Source organism: Pseudomonas sp. B21_DOA, from assembly GCA_030544685.1.
GTDB classification, from domain to species: domain Bacteria; phylum Pseudomonadota; class Gammaproteobacteria; order Pseudomonadales; family Pseudomonadaceae; genus Aquipseudomonas; species Aquipseudomonas fluorescens_AO.
Window position 1 is genome coordinate 2,988,401 of sequence record CP086683.1, and the last position, 18,688, is coordinate 3,007,088.

Consider the following 18,688-nt stretch of genomic DNA (forward strand, 5'->3'; position numbering starts at 1 on the left):
AGATTCACCGTTTGCTTTTGATGATGGTGCCCAGGCCTTGCAGATAGGCCACCAGCGCGTCCATTTCGGTTTTGCCCTTCACGGCATCCTGTGCACCGGCGATGTCTTCGTCGGTGTACGGCACGCCGAGGGTGCGCAAGACTTCCATTTTTTCGCGGTTTCCTTGCCGTCGAGCTTGTTTTCCACGAGGAACGGGTAAGCCGGCATTTTCGACTCGGGGACCACGTTGCGCGGGTTGTACAAGTGCGCACGTTGCCAGTCATCGGAGTAACGACCGCCCACGCGGGCCAGGTCCGGCCCGGTACGTTTGGAACCCCACAGGAACGGGTGGTCCCAGACGCTTTCACCGGCAACCGAATAGTGGCCATAGCGTTCGGTTTCAGCGCGGAACGGGCGGATCATCTGCGAGTGGCAGCCGACACAACCGTTGGCGATGTACACGTCGCGGCCTTCCAGTTCCAGCGCCGAGCGGGGCTTCATGCCCTCGACCGGCTTGTTGGTGACGTCCTGGAAGAACAGCGGAACGATTTGGGTCAGGCCGCCCACACTGACGGCGATGACCATGAAGAAGGCCAGCAGGCCAATATTCTTCTCGACAGCTTCATGCTTCATCAGTGAGCTCCAACGACGGCAATCTTGGCGGCGGCTTCGGCTTCAACCGGATCCGACGCACGAACGGTGCGGTACACGTTGTAAGCCATCAGCAGCATGCCGCTGGCAAAGAAAGCACCGCCCAGCGCGCGGACGATGAAGCCCGGGTGGCTGGCCTGCAGCGCTTCGACGAACGAGTAGGTGAGGGTGCCGTCATCGTTGATTGCCCGCCACATCAGGCCCTGGGTGATGCCGTTGACCCACATCGAGGCGATGTAGAGCACGGTGCCGATAGTGGCAAGCCAGAAGTGCGCATTGATCAGCCCGGTGCTGTGCATTTGCGCCCGGCCGAACAGTTTCGGGATCATGTGGTAGATCGCGCCGATCGAGATCATCGCCACCCAGCCGAGGGCGCCAGCGTGGACGTGGCCGATGGTCCAGTCGGTGTAGTGCGAGAGCGAGTTGACGGTCTTGATCGCCATCATCGGCCCTTCGAAGGTCGACATGCCGTAGAACGCCAGCGACACCACGAGGAAGCGCAGAATCGGGTCGGTGCGCAATTTATGCCAGGCGCCCGACAGGGTCATCATGCCATTGATCATGCCGCCCCAGCTTGGCGCCAACAGAATGATCGACATCGCCATGCCCAGCGATTGTGCCCAGTCCGGCAGGGCGGTGTAGTGCAGGTGGTGCGGGCCGGCCCAGATGTACAGGGTGATCAGCGCCCAGAAGTGCACGATCGACAGACGATAGGAATAGATCGGGCGTTCGGCCTGTTTCGGCACGAAGTAGTACATCATCCCGAGGAAACCGGTGGTCAGGAAAAAGCCCACTGCGTTGTGGCCGTACCACCACTGGATCATCGCGTCAGTGGCACCGGAGTAAGCCGAATAAGACTTGAACAGGCTGACCGGCAGCGACATGTGGTTGACGATATGCAGCATCGCGGTGACGACGATGAACGCGCCGTAGAACCAGTTGCCGACGTAGATGTGCTTGGTTTTGCGCTTGGTGATGGTGCCGAAGAACACCAGACCGTAGGTGACCCAGACAATCGCCAGCAAGATCGCGATCGGCCATTCCAGCTCGGCGTATTCCTTGGTGGTGGTGTAACCCAGCGGCAAGGTAACGATGGCGCCGACGATGACCGCTTGCCAGCCCCAGAAGGTGAAGGCCGCGAGGCTGTCGGAAATCAGTCGCGTCTGGCAGGTTCGCTGCACGACATAGTAGGAAGTGGCAAACAGTGCACAACCGCCGAAGGCGAAAATCACCAGGTTTGTGTGCAACGGGCGCAAGCGTCCAAAGCTCGTCCACGGCAGACCGAAGTTCAGTTCCGGCCAGACCAGTTGCGAGGCGATGAAGACACCGAGCCCCATGCCAAGGATCCCCCAGACCACCGTCATGATGGCGAACTGGCGGACTACCTTATAGTTATAAGCAGTCGGACTGATTGCTGTGCTCATTCTAAGGTTCCACGGTTTGGGTATTTTTATAGGGATAAAATCGGCCGCAAGTATGTATAAAGCAGGGGGTCATTGCAACGCGCCATGACCTGGGTCAATGCTTTCCAACGCTGATTCTGCGGCCTTTCCATGCGCCGCGTAGGGTCAAAAATGGCCTCTGACAAAATGTCGCCGTGAGTGAAAAAACTCCGGGTCCGGATCGCCGTCAACGATGCCCGCTGACAGGTCTTGATCGGGTTTCACAAGGCAATCGGCGTAACAGCCGTTAACTGCCTGCCTTTGCGGCAAATCCATCGGCCGGTTTATCGGACGCATCGCTTGAGAGTCATCGGAAACCGTCACGCACCGGTCCGCTTTCGAACAAGCGTAGACCCGAATCAGGCGAACCGAAAGGTGAGGTGGCAAGGGGTGCGACAATGCGTCGCAAGGGGCGGAAACTGCCGCGACGAGAAAGTCGCGGCAGTTATGTGCGCAAGATTTATTTGGCTGTGTCTTCAGTTGCAAGTTTTTCTGTATTCAAACTTTTGCTCAAGCTGTACACATAAGCTGCGAGCAATTGCACTTTATCGTTGCCCAACATCTCGTTCTGCGCTGGCATGTGCCCTTGGCGACCATGGCGAATGGTCTGCTCAAGCTGGGTAAGGCTGGTGCCATAAATGAAGCCGGCCGGATGAGTCAGGTTTGGCGCGCCCATCGCTGCAGTGCCTTGGCCGCTGGCGCCATGACAGGCAACGCAAGTAGTGCTGAACGCCTGCTGCCCGGCTTGCAGATCTGCCTTGCTGTCGGCGGGTAGCGGCAGGCCGGCGAGTTCGTGGCGCACATACGCGGCAACGTTTTTCACCCCGGCCTCACCGAGCACTTCGCCCCAGGCCGGCATCGCCGCCATGCGGCCGCCCATGATGGTGGCCTTGATCGTCTCGGCATCGCCACCCCAGCGCCAGTCGCTGTCGGCGAGATTAGGGAAGCCGAACGCGCCCTTGGCATCCGAGCCATGGCACACCGAGCAATTGGAGGCGAACAGACGACCACCCATTTTCAGCGCCTGTGGATCCTTGGCCACTTCTTCCAGCGGCATCGCCGCGAATTTGGCGAAGATCGGACCGAACCGGGCGTCAGCCTTGTTCATTTCCTTTTCCCATTCGTGCACGCCGGTCCAGCCATCCTCGTAACCGGGCAGGATGCCTTTCCAGTTGCCCAGGCCCGGATACAGAATCAGATAACCCACCGAGAACACCAGCGTGCCGGCGAACAGCATGAACCACCACTGCGGCAGCGGGTTGTCGTATTCCTCGATGCCGTCGAAGCTGTGGCCCATGGTCTGGTCGACGCTGCCCTTGGTCTCGCCCCGGCGGGTGCCGATCAGCAGCCAGGTCAGGCCGATCAGGCTGCCAATGGTCAGTACGCAGATCCACGTACTCCAGAAGGTGGTCATGGCCGGGTACTCCTTGTTTCAGGGGCTGAAATTGTTTCGGGTAGTGGTTCGTCGGCGAAGGGCAGCAGCCGTGCTTCGGCGAATTCCGGGGTGCGCTTGCGGTTGAACACCCACAAGGTCAGGCCGACGAAGGCGACGAACACCACGACCGTGCCGAGGCCGCGAATCAGGCCTGCACTCATTTCAATGACCATGACTTACCTCTTGCTCTTGATTGCAGTGCCGAGCACTTGCAGGTAGGAAACGAGGGCGTCCATTTCGGTCTTGCCCTTGAGGCTGGCGACCGCGCCGCTGATGTCGTCATCGGTGTACGGCACGCCGAGGGTGCGCATGGTTTTCAGCTTGGTTTCGGTGTGGCTGCTGTCGACCGCTTGGGTGACCAGCCACGGATAGGCCGGCATCTTCGATTCCGGCACGACGTTGCGCGGGTTGTACAAGTGCGCACGGTGCCAGTCATCCGAGTAGCGCGCGCCGACCCGGGCGAGGTCCGGCCCGGTGCGTTTCGAACCCCACAGGAACGGGTGATCCCAGACGCTTTCACCGGCCACCGAGTAGTGCCCGTAGCGTTCGGTTTCGGCGCGGAACGGGCGGATCATCTGCGAATGGCAACCGACGCAGCCTTCGCGGATATAGATGTCGCGGCCTTCCAGTTGCAGCGCGGTGTAGGGCTTCATGCCTTCCACCGGTTTGTTGGTGACGTCCTGGAAGAACAGCGGGACGATCTGGGTCAGGCCGCCGATGCTCACGGCGAACACCATCAGCAGCATCAGCAGGCCGACGTTCTTTTCAATCGTTTCGTGTTTCATGGCGGACTCCTCAGGCCATCTGCGCGGCAGCGACGACGTCGGCAGGCTGCGAGGCCCGCACGGTGCGCCAGGTGTTGTAAGCCATCAGCAACATGCCGCTTAAGAAAATCGCCCCGCCGATCAGCCGCACGACAAAGCCCGGATGGCTGGCCACCAGGGTTTCGACGAAGGAATAGGTCAGCGTGCCGTCCTCATTGACCGCGCGCCACATCAGGCCCTGGGCAATGCCGTTGACCCACATCGAGGCGATGTAGAGCACGGTGCCGATGGTCGCCAGCCAGAAATGCGCGTTGATCAGGCCGACGCTGTGCATCTGCGCCTTGCCGAAGATTTTCGGGATCATGTGGTACAGCGCGCCGATCGAAATCATTGCCACCCAGCCGAGCGCGCCGGCGTGAACGTGGCCGATGGTCCAGTCGGTGTAGTGGGAGAGGGCGTTCACAGTCTTGATCGCCATCATCGGCCCTTCGAAGGTCGACATGCCGTAGAACGCCAGCGACACCACGAGGAAGCGCAGGATCGGATCGCTGCGCAACTTATGCCAGGCGCCCGAGAGCGTCATCATGCCGTTGATCATGCCGCCCCAGCTCGGTGCCAGCAGGATCAGCGACATCACCATGCCCAGCGACTGCGCCCAGTCCGGCAGCGCGGTGTAGTGCAAGTGGTGCGGGCCGGCCCAGATGTACAGGGTGATCAAGGCCCAGAAGTGCACGATCGACAGGCGATACGAGTACACCGGACGCTCGGCCTGTTTCGGCACGAAGTAATACATCATGCCGAGGAAGCCGGCGGTGAGGAAAAAGCCCACGGCGTTGTGGCCGTACCACCACTGCACCATCGCGTCGGTTGCACCGGCGTACACCGAGTAGGACTTGGTGAAACTTACCGGCAACTCAAGGTTGTTGACGATGTGCAGGATCGCCACGGTGATGATGAACCCGCCGAAGAACCAGTTGCCGACATAAATGTGTTTGGTCTTGCGCTGCATGATCGTGCCGAAGAACACGATGGCGTAGGCAACCCAGACGATGGTGATCAGGATGTCGATCGGCCATTCCAGCTCGGCGTATTCCTTGGAGCTGGTGTAACCCAGTGGCAGGCTGATTGCCGCCAGCAGGATCACCAGTTGCCAGCCCCAGAAGCAGAATGCGGCGATTTGCGGCGCGAACAATTGTGTCTGGCAGGTGCGTTGCACCGAATAGAAAGAGCTGGCGAACAGCGCGCAGCCACCGAAGGCGAAGATCACCGCGTTGGTGTGCAGCGGGCGCAGACGGCCGAAACTGGTCCAGGGCAGATTGAAGTTGAGTTCCGGCCAGACCAATTGCGCCGCGAGAAAAACCCCGAGGCCCATGCCGACGATGCCCCACACCACCGTCATAATGGCGAATTGGCGGACCACCTTGTAGTTGTAGGCGGTACTGATAGAAGTGTTCATGGTTCCCCATCCACGGTTCAGCCGAAGTGAGCGCGCAAACGGCGCGAATCCTTCGCCTGGAGTTATAGGCAGACTAAAAGCGAGGCAAGCATGGACAAACAGCACAAGGCCAGTATTGACGGGGATCAATGGGCGCAGTGTGTGCGCGATCATGGGTGGCTTTGGGATGCCGCTGTTGGTGAGGCTTCGGCGACTTTGATCCTGGCCCACGGGGCGGGGGCGCCGATGGATAGCGACTGGATGAACGACATGGCTGGGCGTCTTGCCGGGCTTGGGGTCAACGTGTTGCGGTTTGAGTTTCCCTATATGGCGCAGCGGCGGGTGGATGGGGTGAAGCGGCCGCCGAATCCTGCTGGCAAGTTGCAGGAATGTTGGCGGGAGGTGTTTGCGCTTGTGCGGCGTCATGTCGCTGGGGTTTTGGCTGTTGGCGGCAAGTCGATGGGCGGGCGGATGGCGAGTCTGGTGGCGGATGAGTTGAGGGTGGATGCGTTGGTATGTCTGGGGTATCCGTTTTATGCGGTGGGGAAGCCGGAGAAGCCTCGGGTTGAGCATTTGGCTTCGTTGCGCACGCGGGCGTTGATTGTGCAGGGGAGCGGGATGCTCTGGGGAATCGCGAGGCGGTTGAGGGGTATTCGTTAGCGCCGGGGATTGAGGTGTTTTGGTTGGTGGCGGGGATCATGATTTGAAGCCGCTCAAGGCTTCTGGCTTTACGCACTCTGATCATTTGGCGGGTGCTGCGCAGAAGGTGGCTGAATTTCTCCGTGACTGATTTTGAGTCGGGCCGGACTTTGCGTTGCGTGAAGATCGGCTCCTTTCCCCCTCGCCCCTTGGGGGCGGTCCGACGTTTCGGGAGGGTTGGGGTGAGGGGGAGCTTTTGATCTTGCTCTTGGGGGCATATCCGTTGCTTCGGGAGCTGCGGCTGGCGGTTTCGCCTGACGGCGACTTACTTTTTACAAGCGCCTAAAAAGTAAGCAAAAAACGCTAGCTCCTACGTTCGGCCCTCGCAGGCTCGGGTCCCTTCGCTCCGGGACTGATCCGGGCGCAGCGGCTACGGTTTGCTTCGCTGCACCTCCTTCCGCTGTGTCTGGCTGCGCCAGACGGTCGCTACGCTCCCACCCCCGGATCAATCCCTCCACTCAGCCTTCCGACGTCGCCGGTGGATCAAGATCAAAGCACTCGAGCTTGCGCTCATTGTTGAGTGGGGCGGCTTCGCCGCAGGCAGCTGCGCTGCTTTGCTTTTCTGCTTTTTGTGGGAGCGAGCCTGCTCGCGAAGGCGGCCTGACAGCCGACCATTATCCACCGGCCGGACTCAATCCCTGTGGGAGAGCACTCGAGCTAACGCTCATTGTTGAGTGGTGCGGCTTTGCCGCGGGCAGCTGCGCTGTTTTGCTTTTCTGTGGGAGCGAGCTTGCTCGCGAAGGCGGCCTGACAGCCGACCACTATCTACCGGCCGGACTCAATCCCTGTGGGAGCTGGCTTGCCAGCGATGGCGACCTCCAAGCCGACCAGTCCCTCACTGATGTACCCGATCCAAATGTGGGAGCGAGCCTGCTCGCGAAAGCTCCCTTCCAGACGACATCAAGCCACCTGCCTGTCAGAGGCAATCCCTGCAGTTAAACATCATCAAATTCCCACGTTTAAACTACACGACCCGTTACGCCATCCCGGCTACAACTCCTTGCGCCATTGCCTACGCCTACGCCAGAATCCGCCGGCTTACGCGGCTATGAGGTTGGCTATATCGTTTCTCGGTCACTGACAAAAAGCAGTGATCGGGTTTGGTAGCCCGTCTCTAAGCGTCATGACGCCATATGCAGTCTCTGTAGAGACTCGATTTATGGTGGCCATGCGTGGGGCTCCTTCGGGAGCGCCGGGTTTCCTGCTTAGACCGGTCTACCAACCTGCGTATGGTCGCCACCCTCGTTTGGTAGCGAGAGTGATGACTCCTCATTTTCTAAGTAGGAGCTTCACCTATGTTCAAAGTAACCCCCAACCCGCCAACCCCACACGACCGCGCACTAGACCCGCAAAAAATCCAGGAAGCCACCGACCGCGCCCTCGATTACTACCTCAAACCCGAAGACCTGGCAGCCCCGCCAAGTTCGCCGAAATATCGTCCCATCTATGTTGTCGACCCCACGCTGGATGACGAAACCCTGTTGGTCGAGGCCTGCGAGTCGCTTTCATACGCCCATGCCATGGCCGGTAACATCGCCAACTCAATCGGTGGCCCGGAACGCAAACCACTGCTGGCGCTGCAACAGGTGATCATGCTCAACGAACTGTTGGTCAATCGGCTGCTGGACAAGCTGAAGTTGCCTCAATAATTTCATTGGCTGTTATGGCCTCTTCGCGAGCAGGCTCGCTCCCACAGGGGATTGTCGTCGGGCACATATCTGTGATCCCACTACGTTCCAAAGTGGGAGCGAGCCCTGCTCGCGAAGGTGGTCTGCCAAGCACTATCAATTTCAGACACGCAATTAAAAAAACCGGAAGCTTTCGCTGCCCGGTTTTGCAGTATCAAAGGATCGCAGCCTGCCACAGCCCCTACAGATCATCGGCATGGACGGTGCGCAGGTAGCGATCTTTCGCTTGTTGCCGGTCTCGATTAGCTCTTTGAGTCACAAATCATCCAGATCGGGAAAGATAATCCTGCCTAATGCCCAGGGTTCAACGATTTCACAATGCACGGTGCGCAAAAATGACCCCCACTCGCTTCGGTTATGGGCATCCGGGCCGGTGATCGTCAGTAGCAAGTACTCATCCCGAAAAGAGTCATAGGCATAAATCAGCCAAAAGTCATTGTCAGCATCATTTACCAATGCTGTCCGGTAATACTGACGATTGATTTTTGCCCATCGAGCCTGCAGTGCCTGTGTACTGGCAAGGTGGATATGGTGCATGTCGTTCAGATCGAGTCGTTCATCCCGTCCGAAAATGGCAGGTAATTCATCGCAGATTTTGTAGTTGTAGAAGTGTGCAGCGAAGTTTTGCCAGTTATTGATTCGTTCAAAAAGTGCAGAGATTTTGATTGCTGGCATTCAGGCCTACTTTGTGATCGGTAGCCTGCCAGTGATCACAAATTTATCGAACACTTTCTGCCCATCACGCGCGGCTTGCCGAACATCGAGGAATGTCAGTTCTTCACGAACTTCCTTTTTGCTGGGTTTGTCGGTTTTTCGGGTGGTGGCCATCGGAGCCTCCGAAGGATGTGTATTCATGCTGACCAGCTTATGTGAATAAGTTTTGACCGGCAAACAATAGAACCTGGCCTCAACGAGCACCAGTCGGCTCATTCTGGGCGAGTTGTAGGCAGTGTCTGCATTGCTTGAGGGAGATCGACTTCGGCAGAGAAGGCCTCTTCGCGAGCAGGCTCGCTCCAGGGGATTGTCGTCGGACACAAAACTGTGGTCCCGAGCAGTTCCAATGTGGGAGCGAGCCTGCTCGCGAAAGCGGCCTGCCAAACAACATCTGTTTCAGACAAACAACAAAAAACCCGGAAGCTCACGCCATCCGGGTTTTTTGTGATCGCCAGTTCAATCAGCGGTTAAACCGTTCCACCAACGAATACTGCGTGTTGGCCGTCTTCGTCAGCTCTTCGCTCAGCAACGCCGAGTTGTGCGCTTGCTCGGACGTCTGATCCGCCAGTTCCGAAATATTGCTGATGTTGCGGCTAATCTCCTCAGCCACGGCACTTTGCTCTTCCGTCGCGGCGGCGATCTGGGTGGTCATGTCGGTAATGTTGGCCACTGCTTCGCTGATGCCGACCAGTGCCTGATCCGCTTCCAGCACCCGCGCCACGCCTTCTTCGGCCTGGCGATGCCCGGCTTCCATGGTTTGCACGGCGCTGGAGGCGGTCTGTTGCAACTTGGCGATCAGGGCATGAATCTGCCCGGTCGATTCGCTGGTGCGTTGTGCCAGTTGGCGGACTTCGTCAGCCACGACCGCAAAACCTCGGCCCATTTCGCCGGCACGTGCAGCCTCGATGGCGGCGTTGAGGGCGAGCAGGTTGGTCTGGTCGGCGATGCCTTTGATCACGTCGACCACCCCGCCGATTTCGTCGCTGTCCTTGGCCAGTTGCGTCACGGTCAGGCCGGTTTCGCCGACGACCACTGACAGGCGCTGAATCGCTTCGCGGGTTTCCCCGGCGATGTCGCGGCCGCGGCCGGTCAGGCGGTTGGCTTCCTGGGTGGCGTCAGCAGTGCGCTGTACGTGGCTGGCGACTTCCTGGGTGGTGGCGGCCATCTGGTTGACGGCGGTGGCAACCTGTTCGGTTTCCACGCGCTGGCGTTCCAGGCCGGTCGAGCTGTTGTGCGCCAGGGCGTCGGACTGCTTGGCCTGATCGGTCAGGTGTTCGGCGGTGTCCTGCAGGCGAGTCAGGCAGGTTTTCAGGCGCGCTTCCTGACTGAGGATCGACATCTCCAGACGCGCCTGCGCGCCACGGCTGTCGGTGTACATCTGCGCGATCAGCGGATCGGAGGTGGTCTGTTCGGCCAGGCGCAGCAGGCGCTTGAGCCCGCGTTGCTGCCATTGCAGGCCCATCAGGCCCAGCGGCACCGACAGCGCGGCGGCGAGGGCAAAGCCCCATTGCGAGTTCAGCGTCGCGCCGATCATGAAGCTCAGCTGGCTGACCAGAATGAACGGCAGCCAATCCTGCAGGATCGGTAGCCATTTGTCCGTCGAAGGAATCGCCGACTTGCCCTGGTTGATGCGTTGGTAAAGCGCTTCGGCGCGACGGATCTGTTCGGCGGTGGGCTTGACGCGCACCGACTCGTAACCGACCACCTGGCTGCCATCAAACACCGGCGTGACGTAGGCGTTAACCCAATAGTGGTCACCGGATTTGCAGCGATTCTTGACGATGCCCATCCATGGCAAGCCTTGTTTCAATGTGCCCCACATGTGCGAGAACACCGCCGACGGCACGTCAGGGTGACGGACCAGATTGTGCGGCGCCCGGATCAGTTCCTCCCGCGAAAACCCGCTGATTTCAACGAACGCGTCGTTGCAGTAGGTGATCACGCCCTTGGCATCGGTGGTGGAAATCAACCGTTGCTGAGCTGGAAAGGTCCGCTCGCGTTGTGTAATGGGCTGGTTGTTACGCATGGTTTTTCAATCCGCAAGGCTTTGAAAGGTTGTCGGCGCTGACAGGTTTTTATTGAAGTTTTTTCAAATTCAGGGACGCCGTCGCAAAACCGCGCTTGCGTCAACTGGCCAGCATCGGATAGGTGAACAGGCCAAAGTGCAACAGATTCAGGCCGAAATGCGTGGCGATCGCCGCGCCCAGTCCGCCGAAACGATAGGCCAGACCATAGCCGACCCCGGCCACTCCTGCCAGCAACACCCAAGTCCAGCCGGCACCGGCATGCACCAGACCAAACAGCAGCGACGCCGACAGCAGCGCAAGGTTATCGCCGTAGGGCAGATGTTTAAGGCGACGGCTGAGTCCGCCCTGTATATAACCGCGAAACAGCGCTTCCTCGACCAGCGTCACCAGCAGCAGATTGTTCAGCACCCACAGCCAGGCCTGATCCGGCCACTTCGGCGCCCAGGCGATGACGCCCAGCAACAGCGCGCCGCCGAGGGCGAGAATCGCGCACAACGTAAGGGCGAGGGCGGTGGCATAAACAGTCAGGCGCAACGAACGCCGAGCGACGATCCACGGACAGACCAGCAGCAGCCAGAAGCCCACCAGCGGTTTGTCGAGGTTGAGGTACATCGCAAACGGCACGGCGTTGTCAGTGAAGCGTTGCGGGTTGATCGTGCGTCCGTTGGCGAAGCCCGGTAACCAGTGCAGCGCAAGTGCCACGGCCAAAACAATGAACAGGCCATGGCCAAGCCAGCGCGCAAACGGTACTTGTTGCTGGCGCACGGCGAACGCGGCGAACAGCAAAAGCCCCACGGAGATCAATGCCAGCCAACCGAGTTGGCCATAGCTCAGGGCCAATCCGTAACCGAGGCCGAGCAGCGCGAGATAAAGCCAGGGCAGCGCCTTCATCGAAAGTCCTTGTGCGAGATTTCTGGGAAGGGGCTTTCTACACGGGCGAGGGAGGTGGGACAAGTAAAGGTGTGGCGACAAACCGGGACAACGTAACGCTGGATAGTCATATACGGAACCTAATGTGGGAGCGGGCTTGCTCGCGAATGGGGTGTCACCGATACAGAACAGGTGACTGACACAGCGCATTCGCGAGCAAGCCCGCTCCCACATTGGATCATTTCAGTCAGAAATCGGTGGGCGTTCGGTATCAGCGCAGGCCCAGTTTCGCCGCCGCGCGCTCGGTAATTTCGGTGCGCAGTTTCAACGAAGGCGCCGCGCGCAACCGTGCTTCATCGACCACCGCAGTCGGCGCCACGTCCGGGCTGCCGGCATTGAACGGCGGGGCCGGGGCATATTCCAGTTGCAACTGCACCAGTTGCGCCGTGTCGGCATCGACCAGTTCCGCCGCCAGCACCAAAGCGAAATCGATGCCAGCGGTAATTCCGCCACCGGTAAACAGATTGCCGTCGCGTACCACCCGATCCTTCACCGCAATCGCCCCCAGCGTCGGCAGCAACTCGTGATATGCCCAATGCGTGGTCGCGCGCTTGCCCTGCAGCAGGCCAGCCGCGCCGAGCACCAGCGAGCCGGTGCACACCGAGGTCACGTAACGTGCCTGCGCGGCCTGGCGTTTGATGAAATCCAGCGTCTGCTGATCTTCCATCAGGGCCCGACGCCACTGCCGCCGGGCACGCAGATTACGTCCAGATCCGGGCAATCCTCAAAGGTCGTAGTCGGTTTCAGCAGCAGGCCGGTGCTGGCCGTCACCGGCATCAGGTCCTTCCAGATCAGGTGCACCTGCACGCCGGGCAACGAGGCGAGTACGTCGTAAGGGCCGGTCAGGTCGAGTTGCTGAACCTGCGGGAATAACAGAAAACCGATCTGCAGCGTCATCGTTCTTGCTCCGTTGAAAGAAGTGGACGACTGCACTGTAGGCGCGTAGGTTCTGGCGCATACGCCAATCACCCCACGAATTACGCCAAATGCCTAAAGCCATTCACGTCCTCGCGTTCGCCAACATGCAGATTCTTGATGTCACCGGACCGCTGCAGGTGTTCGCCTCGGCCAACGATCTGGCCCGCCAGCGCGGTTTGCCGATGCCCTATGCGCCGAGCGTGATCGCCAGTGGCGGCGGGGCGGTGATGTCATCGGCGGGGTTGGCGGTGCTCGCCGAACCCTTGCCACAAACGCCCAGCGACACCTTGATCATCGCCGGCGGCTGGGGCATTTATCCTGCCGCCGAAGACCCGCAATTGGTCGACTGGGTGCGCGAGCACGGCTCTCATTGCCGGCGCGTGGCTTCGGTGTGCACCGGGGCCTTTCTGCTCGCGGCCAGCGGCTGGCTCGATGGCCGCCGCGTGGTGACGCACTGGACGCGTTGCGAGCAACTGGCCGCGCAACATCCCAATCTGCACGTGGAAGCCAATCCGATTTTCATCAACGATGGCCCGGTGTGGACGTCCGCCGGGGTCACGGCAGGCATCGATCTGGCGTTGGCCATGGTCGAAGAAGACCTCGGCCGCGATATCGCCCTCGACGTCGCCCGGCACTTGGTCGTTTTCCTGAAACGCCCGGGCGGACAGTCGCAGTTCAGCGTGACGCTGTCGCTGCAGCAACAGGGCAACCGCTTCGATGAACTGCACGCCTGGATCGCCGAAAACCTGACCTGCGACCTCGGCATCCCGACCCTCGCCGAACAGGCCGGCATGAGCGAACGCAGTTTTATCCGCCACTACCGCGCCGACACCGGCCAGACCCCGGCGCGGGCGATCGAATTGATCCGCGTGGAAACCGCTCGACGACTGCTCAGCGATACCGGCCTGCCGGTGAAACGCATCGCCGCCAATTGCGGCTTTGGCAGCGAAGAGACGCTGCGGCGCAGTTTTCTGCGAGCGATTGGCGTGACGCCGCAGGCTTATCGGGAGCGGTTTTCGGTCAGCGTTGCAGCAGATCCAGTATCGCCTTGAGGGTTTCCTGGGGCGCTTCTTCGGGAATGTTGTGGCCGACACCCGCCAGCACGCGCCGCTCATAGAAGCCGCTGAAATGTTCGGCATCTTCATCAATCAGCGAAGGCGGGCCGACGCCATCATCGGCGCCGCACAGCGAAATGCTCGGCACGCTGATCACCGGCTGTGTGGCCAGCGCTTCTTCCATCCACTCCAGGGCTGGATCGCCCGGGGCGTAGCCGAAGCGATGCCGATAGGAATGAATCACCACGTCGACAAAGTCAGGATTATCAAAAGCGCCAGCGGTCAGCGGATAGCGTTCGTCCTTTCGCGCCCATGTCGGCGACCACAGCCGCCAGAGTAACTGACACAACTCCCGGCGATTCTGCTTAAGGCCCTCGACGCCACGGGGCGTGTGGAAGTAGTACTGATACCAGAGCCGATGCTCGTCTTCGGGGTCCAACGGCTGTTTCGCATGGGCGATGTCCTGCACGAGGTAGCCGTCGCCGCTGACCAGCCCGCGCACTCGCGCCGGAAACAGCGCCGCGACAACACACGCCGCCCGACCGCCCCAGTCATAACCGCAAAGCGTGGCCCGTTCGATGCCCAGCGCATCCATCAGATCGAGCAAGTCCTGCGCCATCGCAGCTTGCTGACCGGAGCGCAGGGTTTGCGCACTGTTGAACCGGGTCGGCCCGTACCCGCGCAAGTACGGCACGATGACGCGGTAGCCTTGCGCGGCCAGCGCCGGGGCGACTTCGTCGAAGGCGCGCGGGGAATAGGGAAGCCGTGGAGCAGAATCACTGCGGGGCCGCTGGCAGGGCCATGCTGTTCGTAGGCGATGATCAGAAAAGGGGTAAGGACTGACTGAATCATGACTGACAACTCCGTGCAAACGTCTTCCAAACCGTAGACCATCGGATAGACTGCGCAGCTCATTCTGTCGACTGGCTTCAAGGACGATACATGTCATTCAAAACGCTGCTTGTTGTGTTGGGACTCGTCGTGATGCTGACCGGTTGCGCATCGCCACCGGCACTGCCGGACACCCCGCAGCGCCGTGAACTGATGGAACGCATGTTTGCCAAGTCGACGATCATGCTGTCCTTCAAGGAGTTGGACGCGCGATCCGCCGCCGTGCCGGGCGAACCGCAACGCCAGCTCAGCGCCGATGAGGCATTGGCCCGACACAAGAAACAAATGAATGTCGACCTGCCGGCGGCGTACTGGGAGCAGCGCCGGGCAAACCTCGCGCAACTTATCGATGCCAGAGCAAAAGGTGAAGCCATCGGTCTGGCGGCATACAAGCAAAAGTACTTCGAGCAACTGTCCCAGGCGCCGACGCCAATGCTCGCGGCGCTGGCCAATGCGCCGAGGATGGACGCGCTGGCAGAGTTTCCATTGGTGCTGCCCAATGATCATCAGCTCAGTTACTTCTACCTGATGACCGTTGCGGATGAAACGTTTTGGGAAATCGAGCAGTTCTACCAGCACATGGCCGATCTGGACGCCCAGTACGGCGTCTGTGCCCTGTACCCGGATTGCTACCGCCCGGACTTCCGCACGGCTAAGCCTCAAGCTCCGCGATCTGATTGAAATATTTCGCCCGATCCGGCGTAAACGTCACCTTCATCTTCGTCCGCGAGCACGTCAGCGCGCGCTCCTGCGCCAGATCAATATCCAGATCCTCGCCGCGCAGACCCTGCCACTGCGCCAGATATTTCAGCGAGCCGTACTTCTCGTTTTTCTTCAGGCTGCGACTGACGCCGCCCTTCCAGCCGAGCACCGGCAGTTCTCCGGAGAGGCATTTCAACGCGAGGTCGGGAAAGCGTTCGGCGCGCTGGCGGCCGATTTCCCAGCATTTGATCAGGCCTTGGTCGGCGGCTTCCCAGAGCTGGGTGCGGCTCAGCCCGGTGCGAAGGGGGAGTCGATGCTGCGCTGGATGTGGTGAGGCATTCCGCTTCCTTGAATTCGGGGTGGCTGGACAGCTCCGCTGTGCCCGTTGCGTTGGATGGTAGGTGCGGATGTAACGGCTGGCAACAAGGTATTTCGGCGTGTAAGCGCACGTTGCGCGAGGCGTTTCAACGTGACGTGAGTGGTTTTTGCAGGTGCGGTTTTTTCACAGACTGTCGCCAGACGTAACCGGCGTAAGGGTTTGACAGCGGATACGGGCCTGAACCAGTTATCTGGCATGCAGGCCCATTGTGGAAAAATACCTGTCGATCAGGGATCAGTCTGACAGGCGCTGGCGAAAAAGCTCAGCGCCTACGGCTGCCAGGAACTCTTCTCGCCACTCAACTTGCGATCAAGGAAACTCGCCGCACTGATCAACGCCAGATGCGTCAGCGCTTGCGGCGTGTTGCCCAGATGCCGGCCATGGCTGTCGAACTCTTCGGCGTACAGCCCAAGCGGGTTGGCGTATCGCAGCAATTGCTCGAACTCCAGATGAGCCTTTTCTACTTGCCCGGCCCGAGCCAGGCATTCGACGTACCAGAACGAACACGCAGCGAACGCGCCTTCGGTGCCGCTGAGGCCATCGATGTTGGCGTCTTCGTTGCGATAGCGATAGACCATGCCGTCGCGCACCAGGGTTTTTCGATCGCCTCGAGGGTCGACAGCCAGCGCGGGTCCTTGGCGCTGACGAAACGTACCAGCGGCATCAGCAGCATCGAGCCGTCCAGCGCGGTGCCGCCCTTGTACTGGACGAAATGCCCGCGTTCTTCATCCCAGAAGTTGTCCCAGATGTCGGTGTAGATCGCTTGCCGGGTCTGATCCCAACGGGCGAACGGTGCCGGCAGCGAACGCTTGGAGGCCAGACGTATCGCCCGGTCCAGCGCCACCCAGCACATCAGCCGCGAGTGCAGGAAGTGATGGGTCTCACCGCGCATTTCCCAGATGCCGACATCTTCGCTCTGCCAGGTCTCGCAAACCTGATCGACCACCTCGCCGACGTGCCGCCAGCCTTCGTGGGAAATCGCGTCGCCGTACTTGTTGACCAGATACACGGCGTCCATCAGCTCACCGAAGATGTCGAGCTGGATTTGGTCATAAGCGCCATTACCGATGCGCACCGGTTGCGCCCCGCCGTGACCGGACAGGTGCGCGAGTTCGGTTTCCGGCAATTCCTGCTGGCCGTCGATGGCATAGAGGATGTTGAGTTTCATCGGTTTGCCGCAGCAATCGCTGACCCGTCCGCGCAGCCACTGCATGTAATGGTTGGCCTCGTCGACAAAACCCAGGCGCATGAACGCGTAAACGGTGAACGAGGCATCGCGGATCCATGTGTAGCGATAGTCCCAATTGCGCTCGCCGCCGGGAGTTTCCGGCAGGCCGAAGGTGGCGGCGGCAAGGATCGCACCGTGCCGGCGTGAGGTCAGCAGTTTCAGGGCGAGGGCGGAGCGGTTGACCATTTCCCGCCAGCGTCCGCGATAGTTGGATTGGCCGATCCAGCCACGCCAGAATTTCAGGGTGCGCTGCATGCACAGCTCGGCGGCGCCTTCAGTAAAGCGCGGGTCGTCGCTGCCGCCGAGCATGAATGCGGCGGTTTCGTTGTGCTCGAGGGTGAACTGCGCGACGGCGGCTTGCGCGTCGATTTGCAGCGCCTGATCCGAGGCAAGGCGTATCGACGGCTGGCCAACGGCGTGGAACGTCACGTCCTTGGCGCCCATCTCTGCCCGGGTGTCGGCGCGACCGTAGTCGTGGCGCACCGCGCAACGCAGGTTGAACGTCGCCGAGCCGCTGACCACGCGCACCCGGCGCATCAGCAGGGGCAGGGCGTCGACATCGTCACCGATGGGCAGCAGATCGGTGACTTCCACCACCGCGTGTTCGCTCAGCCAGCGGGTCTGCAAGACGTTGGTGTCGGGCAGATAAATCTGTTCCCGGCGCGCATCCGGCAAGTCCGGCGCGAGCTGGAAAATCCCTGCTTGCGGGGTGTCGAGCAGCGAGCAGAAAATCGTCGGGCTGTCGAACTCCGGCCAGCAGAAAAATCCACGCTGCCCTTGTCGTTGACCAGTGCGGCGCTGCGCATGTCGCCGATGATGCCATGGGCACCGATGGGACTTTGTTGTTCCACTTCAGGCTCAGCCATTGCCGCGAAACTCCGGATAGAGGCTCATCCCGCCATCGATGAACAGGGTGGTGCCGACGATGTAGTCAGACACATCGGAAGCGAGGAAAACCACTGCGTTGGCAACATCCTCGACATCGCCAATGCGTCCGTAGGGAATCAGTTCGAGGAGTTTTTCGCCGGCTTCGCCTGCGGTGGTGTCAGCGTTGATCGCGGTGCTGATCGCACCGGGCGCAATGCTGTTGATGCGGATGCGCTGGTGGCTGACTTCCTGGGCGAGGCTCTGCATCAACTGATCGACGCCGCCCTTCGATGCCGCGTAATTGACATGCCCGGCCCACGGAATGCGCTGGTGCACCGAACTCATGTGAATGATCTTGCCCGCCGCGCGCGACACGCCTTCGCGCACGCCCTGACGCTGGAAAATCCGCAACGCCGCCCGCGCGCAGAGGAACTGCCCGGTGAGGTTGACGCCGATTACCGTGTTCCAGTCGTCGAGCGTCATGTCCACGGCGGCAGCGTCTTTTGCAGGCCGGAATTGGCGACGAGAATGTCCAGCGAGCCGAAGGCTTCGACGGTCTTGGCGAACAGCCTTTCGACCTCTTCTTCCTTCGAGACATCGGCGCCGATGGCGAGGGCCTTGCCGCCTTCGGCGTTGATCTGTGCAGCCAGTTCTTCGGCGGGTTTGGCGCTGCTGTTGTAGTTGATCACGACCGCAGCGCCGGCGGCGGCCAGTGCTTTAGCGGCGGCATGGCCGATGCCGGAGCTGGCACCCGTGACCAGCGCCACCTGATGAGCGAGGGAAATCTGCATGACGATTCGCGCCTTGGTTCCAGAGACTTAAGTAGCTGACTGATGGCAGACGCTGAGAGTTCATTTGCTGGAAGCGGTGATTGCGCTGGCCCC

General features: G+C 60.4%; 12 protein-coding genes and 7 pseudogenes. 4 read left to right on the plus strand and 15 right to left on the minus strand.

The window, feature by feature from the left end; translation table 11 throughout:
- Positions 1-4 precede the first annotated feature (4 nt).
- The 6 genes and pseudogenes from ccoO (LJU32_13690) to ccoN (LJU32_13715) form a co-directional block, all read right to left on the minus strand.
- Positions 5-612, minus strand: a pseudogene (ccoO, locus tag LJU32_13690) (cytochrome-c oxidase, cbb3-type subunit II).
- Positions 612-2,054, minus strand: a complete 1,443-nt coding sequence (gene ccoN / locus LJU32_13695; GenBank protein ID WKV86942.1) for a cytochrome-c oxidase, cbb3-type subunit I — start codon at positions 2,052-2,054, stop codon at positions 612-614. Before ccoN (LJU32_13695) ends, ccoO (LJU32_13690) begins: the two are co-directional and overlap by 1 nt.
- 478 nt (positions 2,055-2,532) lie before the next feature.
- Entirely contained in the window at positions 2,533-3,486 is a 954-nt protein-coding gene (gene ccoP / locus LJU32_13700) for a cytochrome-c oxidase, cbb3-type subunit III (GenBank protein ID WKV86943.1), read from the minus strand.
- The gene (locus LJU32_13705) at positions 3,483-3,680 is read right to left on the minus strand and encodes a cbb3-type cytochrome c oxidase subunit 3 (GenBank protein ID WKV86944.1); all 198 of its coding nucleotides are present in this window, start codon (positions 3,678-3,680) and stop codon (positions 3,483-3,485) included. Before LJU32_13705 ends, ccoP begins: the two co-directional genes overlap by 4 nt.
- Positions 3,681-3,683: 3 nt before the next feature.
- Positions 3,684-4,292: a cytochrome-c oxidase, cbb3-type subunit II gene (gene ccoO / locus LJU32_13710; protein ID WKV86945.1), complete on the minus strand. Its 609-nt coding sequence runs from the start codon at positions 4,290-4,292 to the stop codon at positions 3,684-3,686.
- Positions 4,293-4,302: 10 nt separating this feature from the next.
- Positions 4,303-5,727 carry a cytochrome-c oxidase, cbb3-type subunit I gene (gene ccoN, locus LJU32_13715; protein WKV86946.1) on the minus strand — a complete coding sequence of 475 codons (1,425 nt, stop codon included), beginning with the start codon at positions 5,725-5,727 and terminating at the stop codon, positions 4,303-4,305.
- A gap of 90 nt (positions 5,728-5,817) precedes the next feature.
- Between ccoN (LJU32_13715) and LJU32_13720 the strand changes: the two are divergent.
- Both LJU32_13720 and LJU32_13725 read left to right on the plus strand, forming a co-directional pair.
- Positions 5,818-6,496, plus strand: a pseudogene (locus tag LJU32_13720) (alpha/beta hydrolase).
- A gap of 1,204 nt (positions 6,497-7,700) precedes the next feature.
- Complete coding sequence (locus LJU32_13725; GenBank protein ID WKV86947.1) at positions 7,701-8,054, plus strand: hypothetical protein; 354 nt, start codon at positions 7,701-7,703, stop codon at positions 8,052-8,054.
- A gap of 294 nt (positions 8,055-8,348) precedes the next feature.
- On the opposite strand, the gene LJU32_13730 is transcribed toward LJU32_13725, so the two are convergent.
- From LJU32_13730 to LJU32_13750, 5 genes and pseudogenes are all read right to left on the minus strand, one after another.
- Entirely contained in the window at positions 8,349-8,768 is a 420-nt protein-coding gene (locus LJU32_13730) for a type II toxin-antitoxin system YafO family toxin (protein WKV86948.1), read from the minus strand.
- A 6-nt stretch (positions 8,769-8,774) separates the two neighbouring features.
- Positions 8,775-8,921, minus strand: coding sequence for a hypothetical protein (locus LJU32_13735; protein WKV86949.1), 147 nt, complete (start codon positions 8,919-8,921; stop codon positions 8,775-8,777).
- A 346-nt stretch (positions 8,922-9,267) separates the two neighbouring features.
- Positions 9,268-10,833: a methyl-accepting chemotaxis protein gene (locus LJU32_13740; GenBank protein ID WKV86950.1), complete on the minus strand. Its 1,566-nt coding sequence runs from the start codon at positions 10,831-10,833 to the stop codon at positions 9,268-9,270.
- A gap of 100 nt (positions 10,834-10,933) precedes the next feature.
- Positions 10,934-11,725, minus strand: coding sequence for a CPBP family intramembrane metalloprotease (locus tag LJU32_13745; protein WKV86951.1), 792 nt, complete (start codon positions 11,723-11,725; stop codon positions 10,934-10,936).
- Positions 11,726-11,975: 250 nt separating this feature from the next.
- Positions 11,976-12,661: pseudogene (locus LJU32_13750) on the minus strand (DJ-1/PfpI family protein).
- Between the two features lie 89 nt (positions 12,662-12,750).
- On the opposite strand from LJU32_13750, the gene LJU32_13755 reads away from it, so the two are divergent.
- Positions 12,751-13,734 (plus strand): GlxA family transcriptional regulator, encoded by a 984-nt coding sequence (locus LJU32_13755; protein WKV86952.1) that lies wholly within the window; start codon positions 12,751-12,753, stop codon positions 13,732-13,734.
- On the opposite strand, the pseudogene LJU32_13760 reads toward LJU32_13755, so the two are convergent.
- A pseudogene (locus LJU32_13760) lies at positions 13,703-14,589 on the minus strand (alpha/beta hydrolase). The gene LJU32_13755 and the pseudogene LJU32_13760 sit on opposite strands and share 32 nt — an antisense overlap.
- A 90-nt stretch (positions 14,590-14,679) precedes the next feature.
- Here LJU32_13760 and LJU32_13765 point away from each other — a divergent pair.
- Positions 14,680-15,309 (plus strand): hypothetical protein, encoded by a 630-nt coding sequence (locus tag LJU32_13765; GenBank protein WKV86953.1) that lies wholly within the window; start codon positions 14,680-14,682, stop codon positions 15,307-15,309.
- On the opposite strand, the pseudogene LJU32_13770 reads toward LJU32_13765, so the two are convergent.
- From LJU32_13770 to LJU32_13780, 3 pseudogenes are all read right to left on the minus strand, one after another.
- Positions 15,281-15,669 (minus strand): annotated as a pseudogene (locus LJU32_13770) (hypothetical protein). The gene LJU32_13765 and the pseudogene LJU32_13770 sit on opposite strands and share 29 nt — an antisense overlap.
- A 309-nt stretch (positions 15,670-15,978) precedes the next feature.
- A pseudogene (locus LJU32_13775) lies at positions 15,979-17,803 on the minus strand (glycoside hydrolase family 15 protein).
- Positions 17,796-18,595, minus strand: a pseudogene (locus LJU32_13780) (SDR family oxidoreductase). The pseudogenes LJU32_13775 and LJU32_13780 overlap by 8 nt, the downstream one beginning before the upstream one ends.
- Positions 18,596-18,688 lie beyond the last annotated feature (93 nt).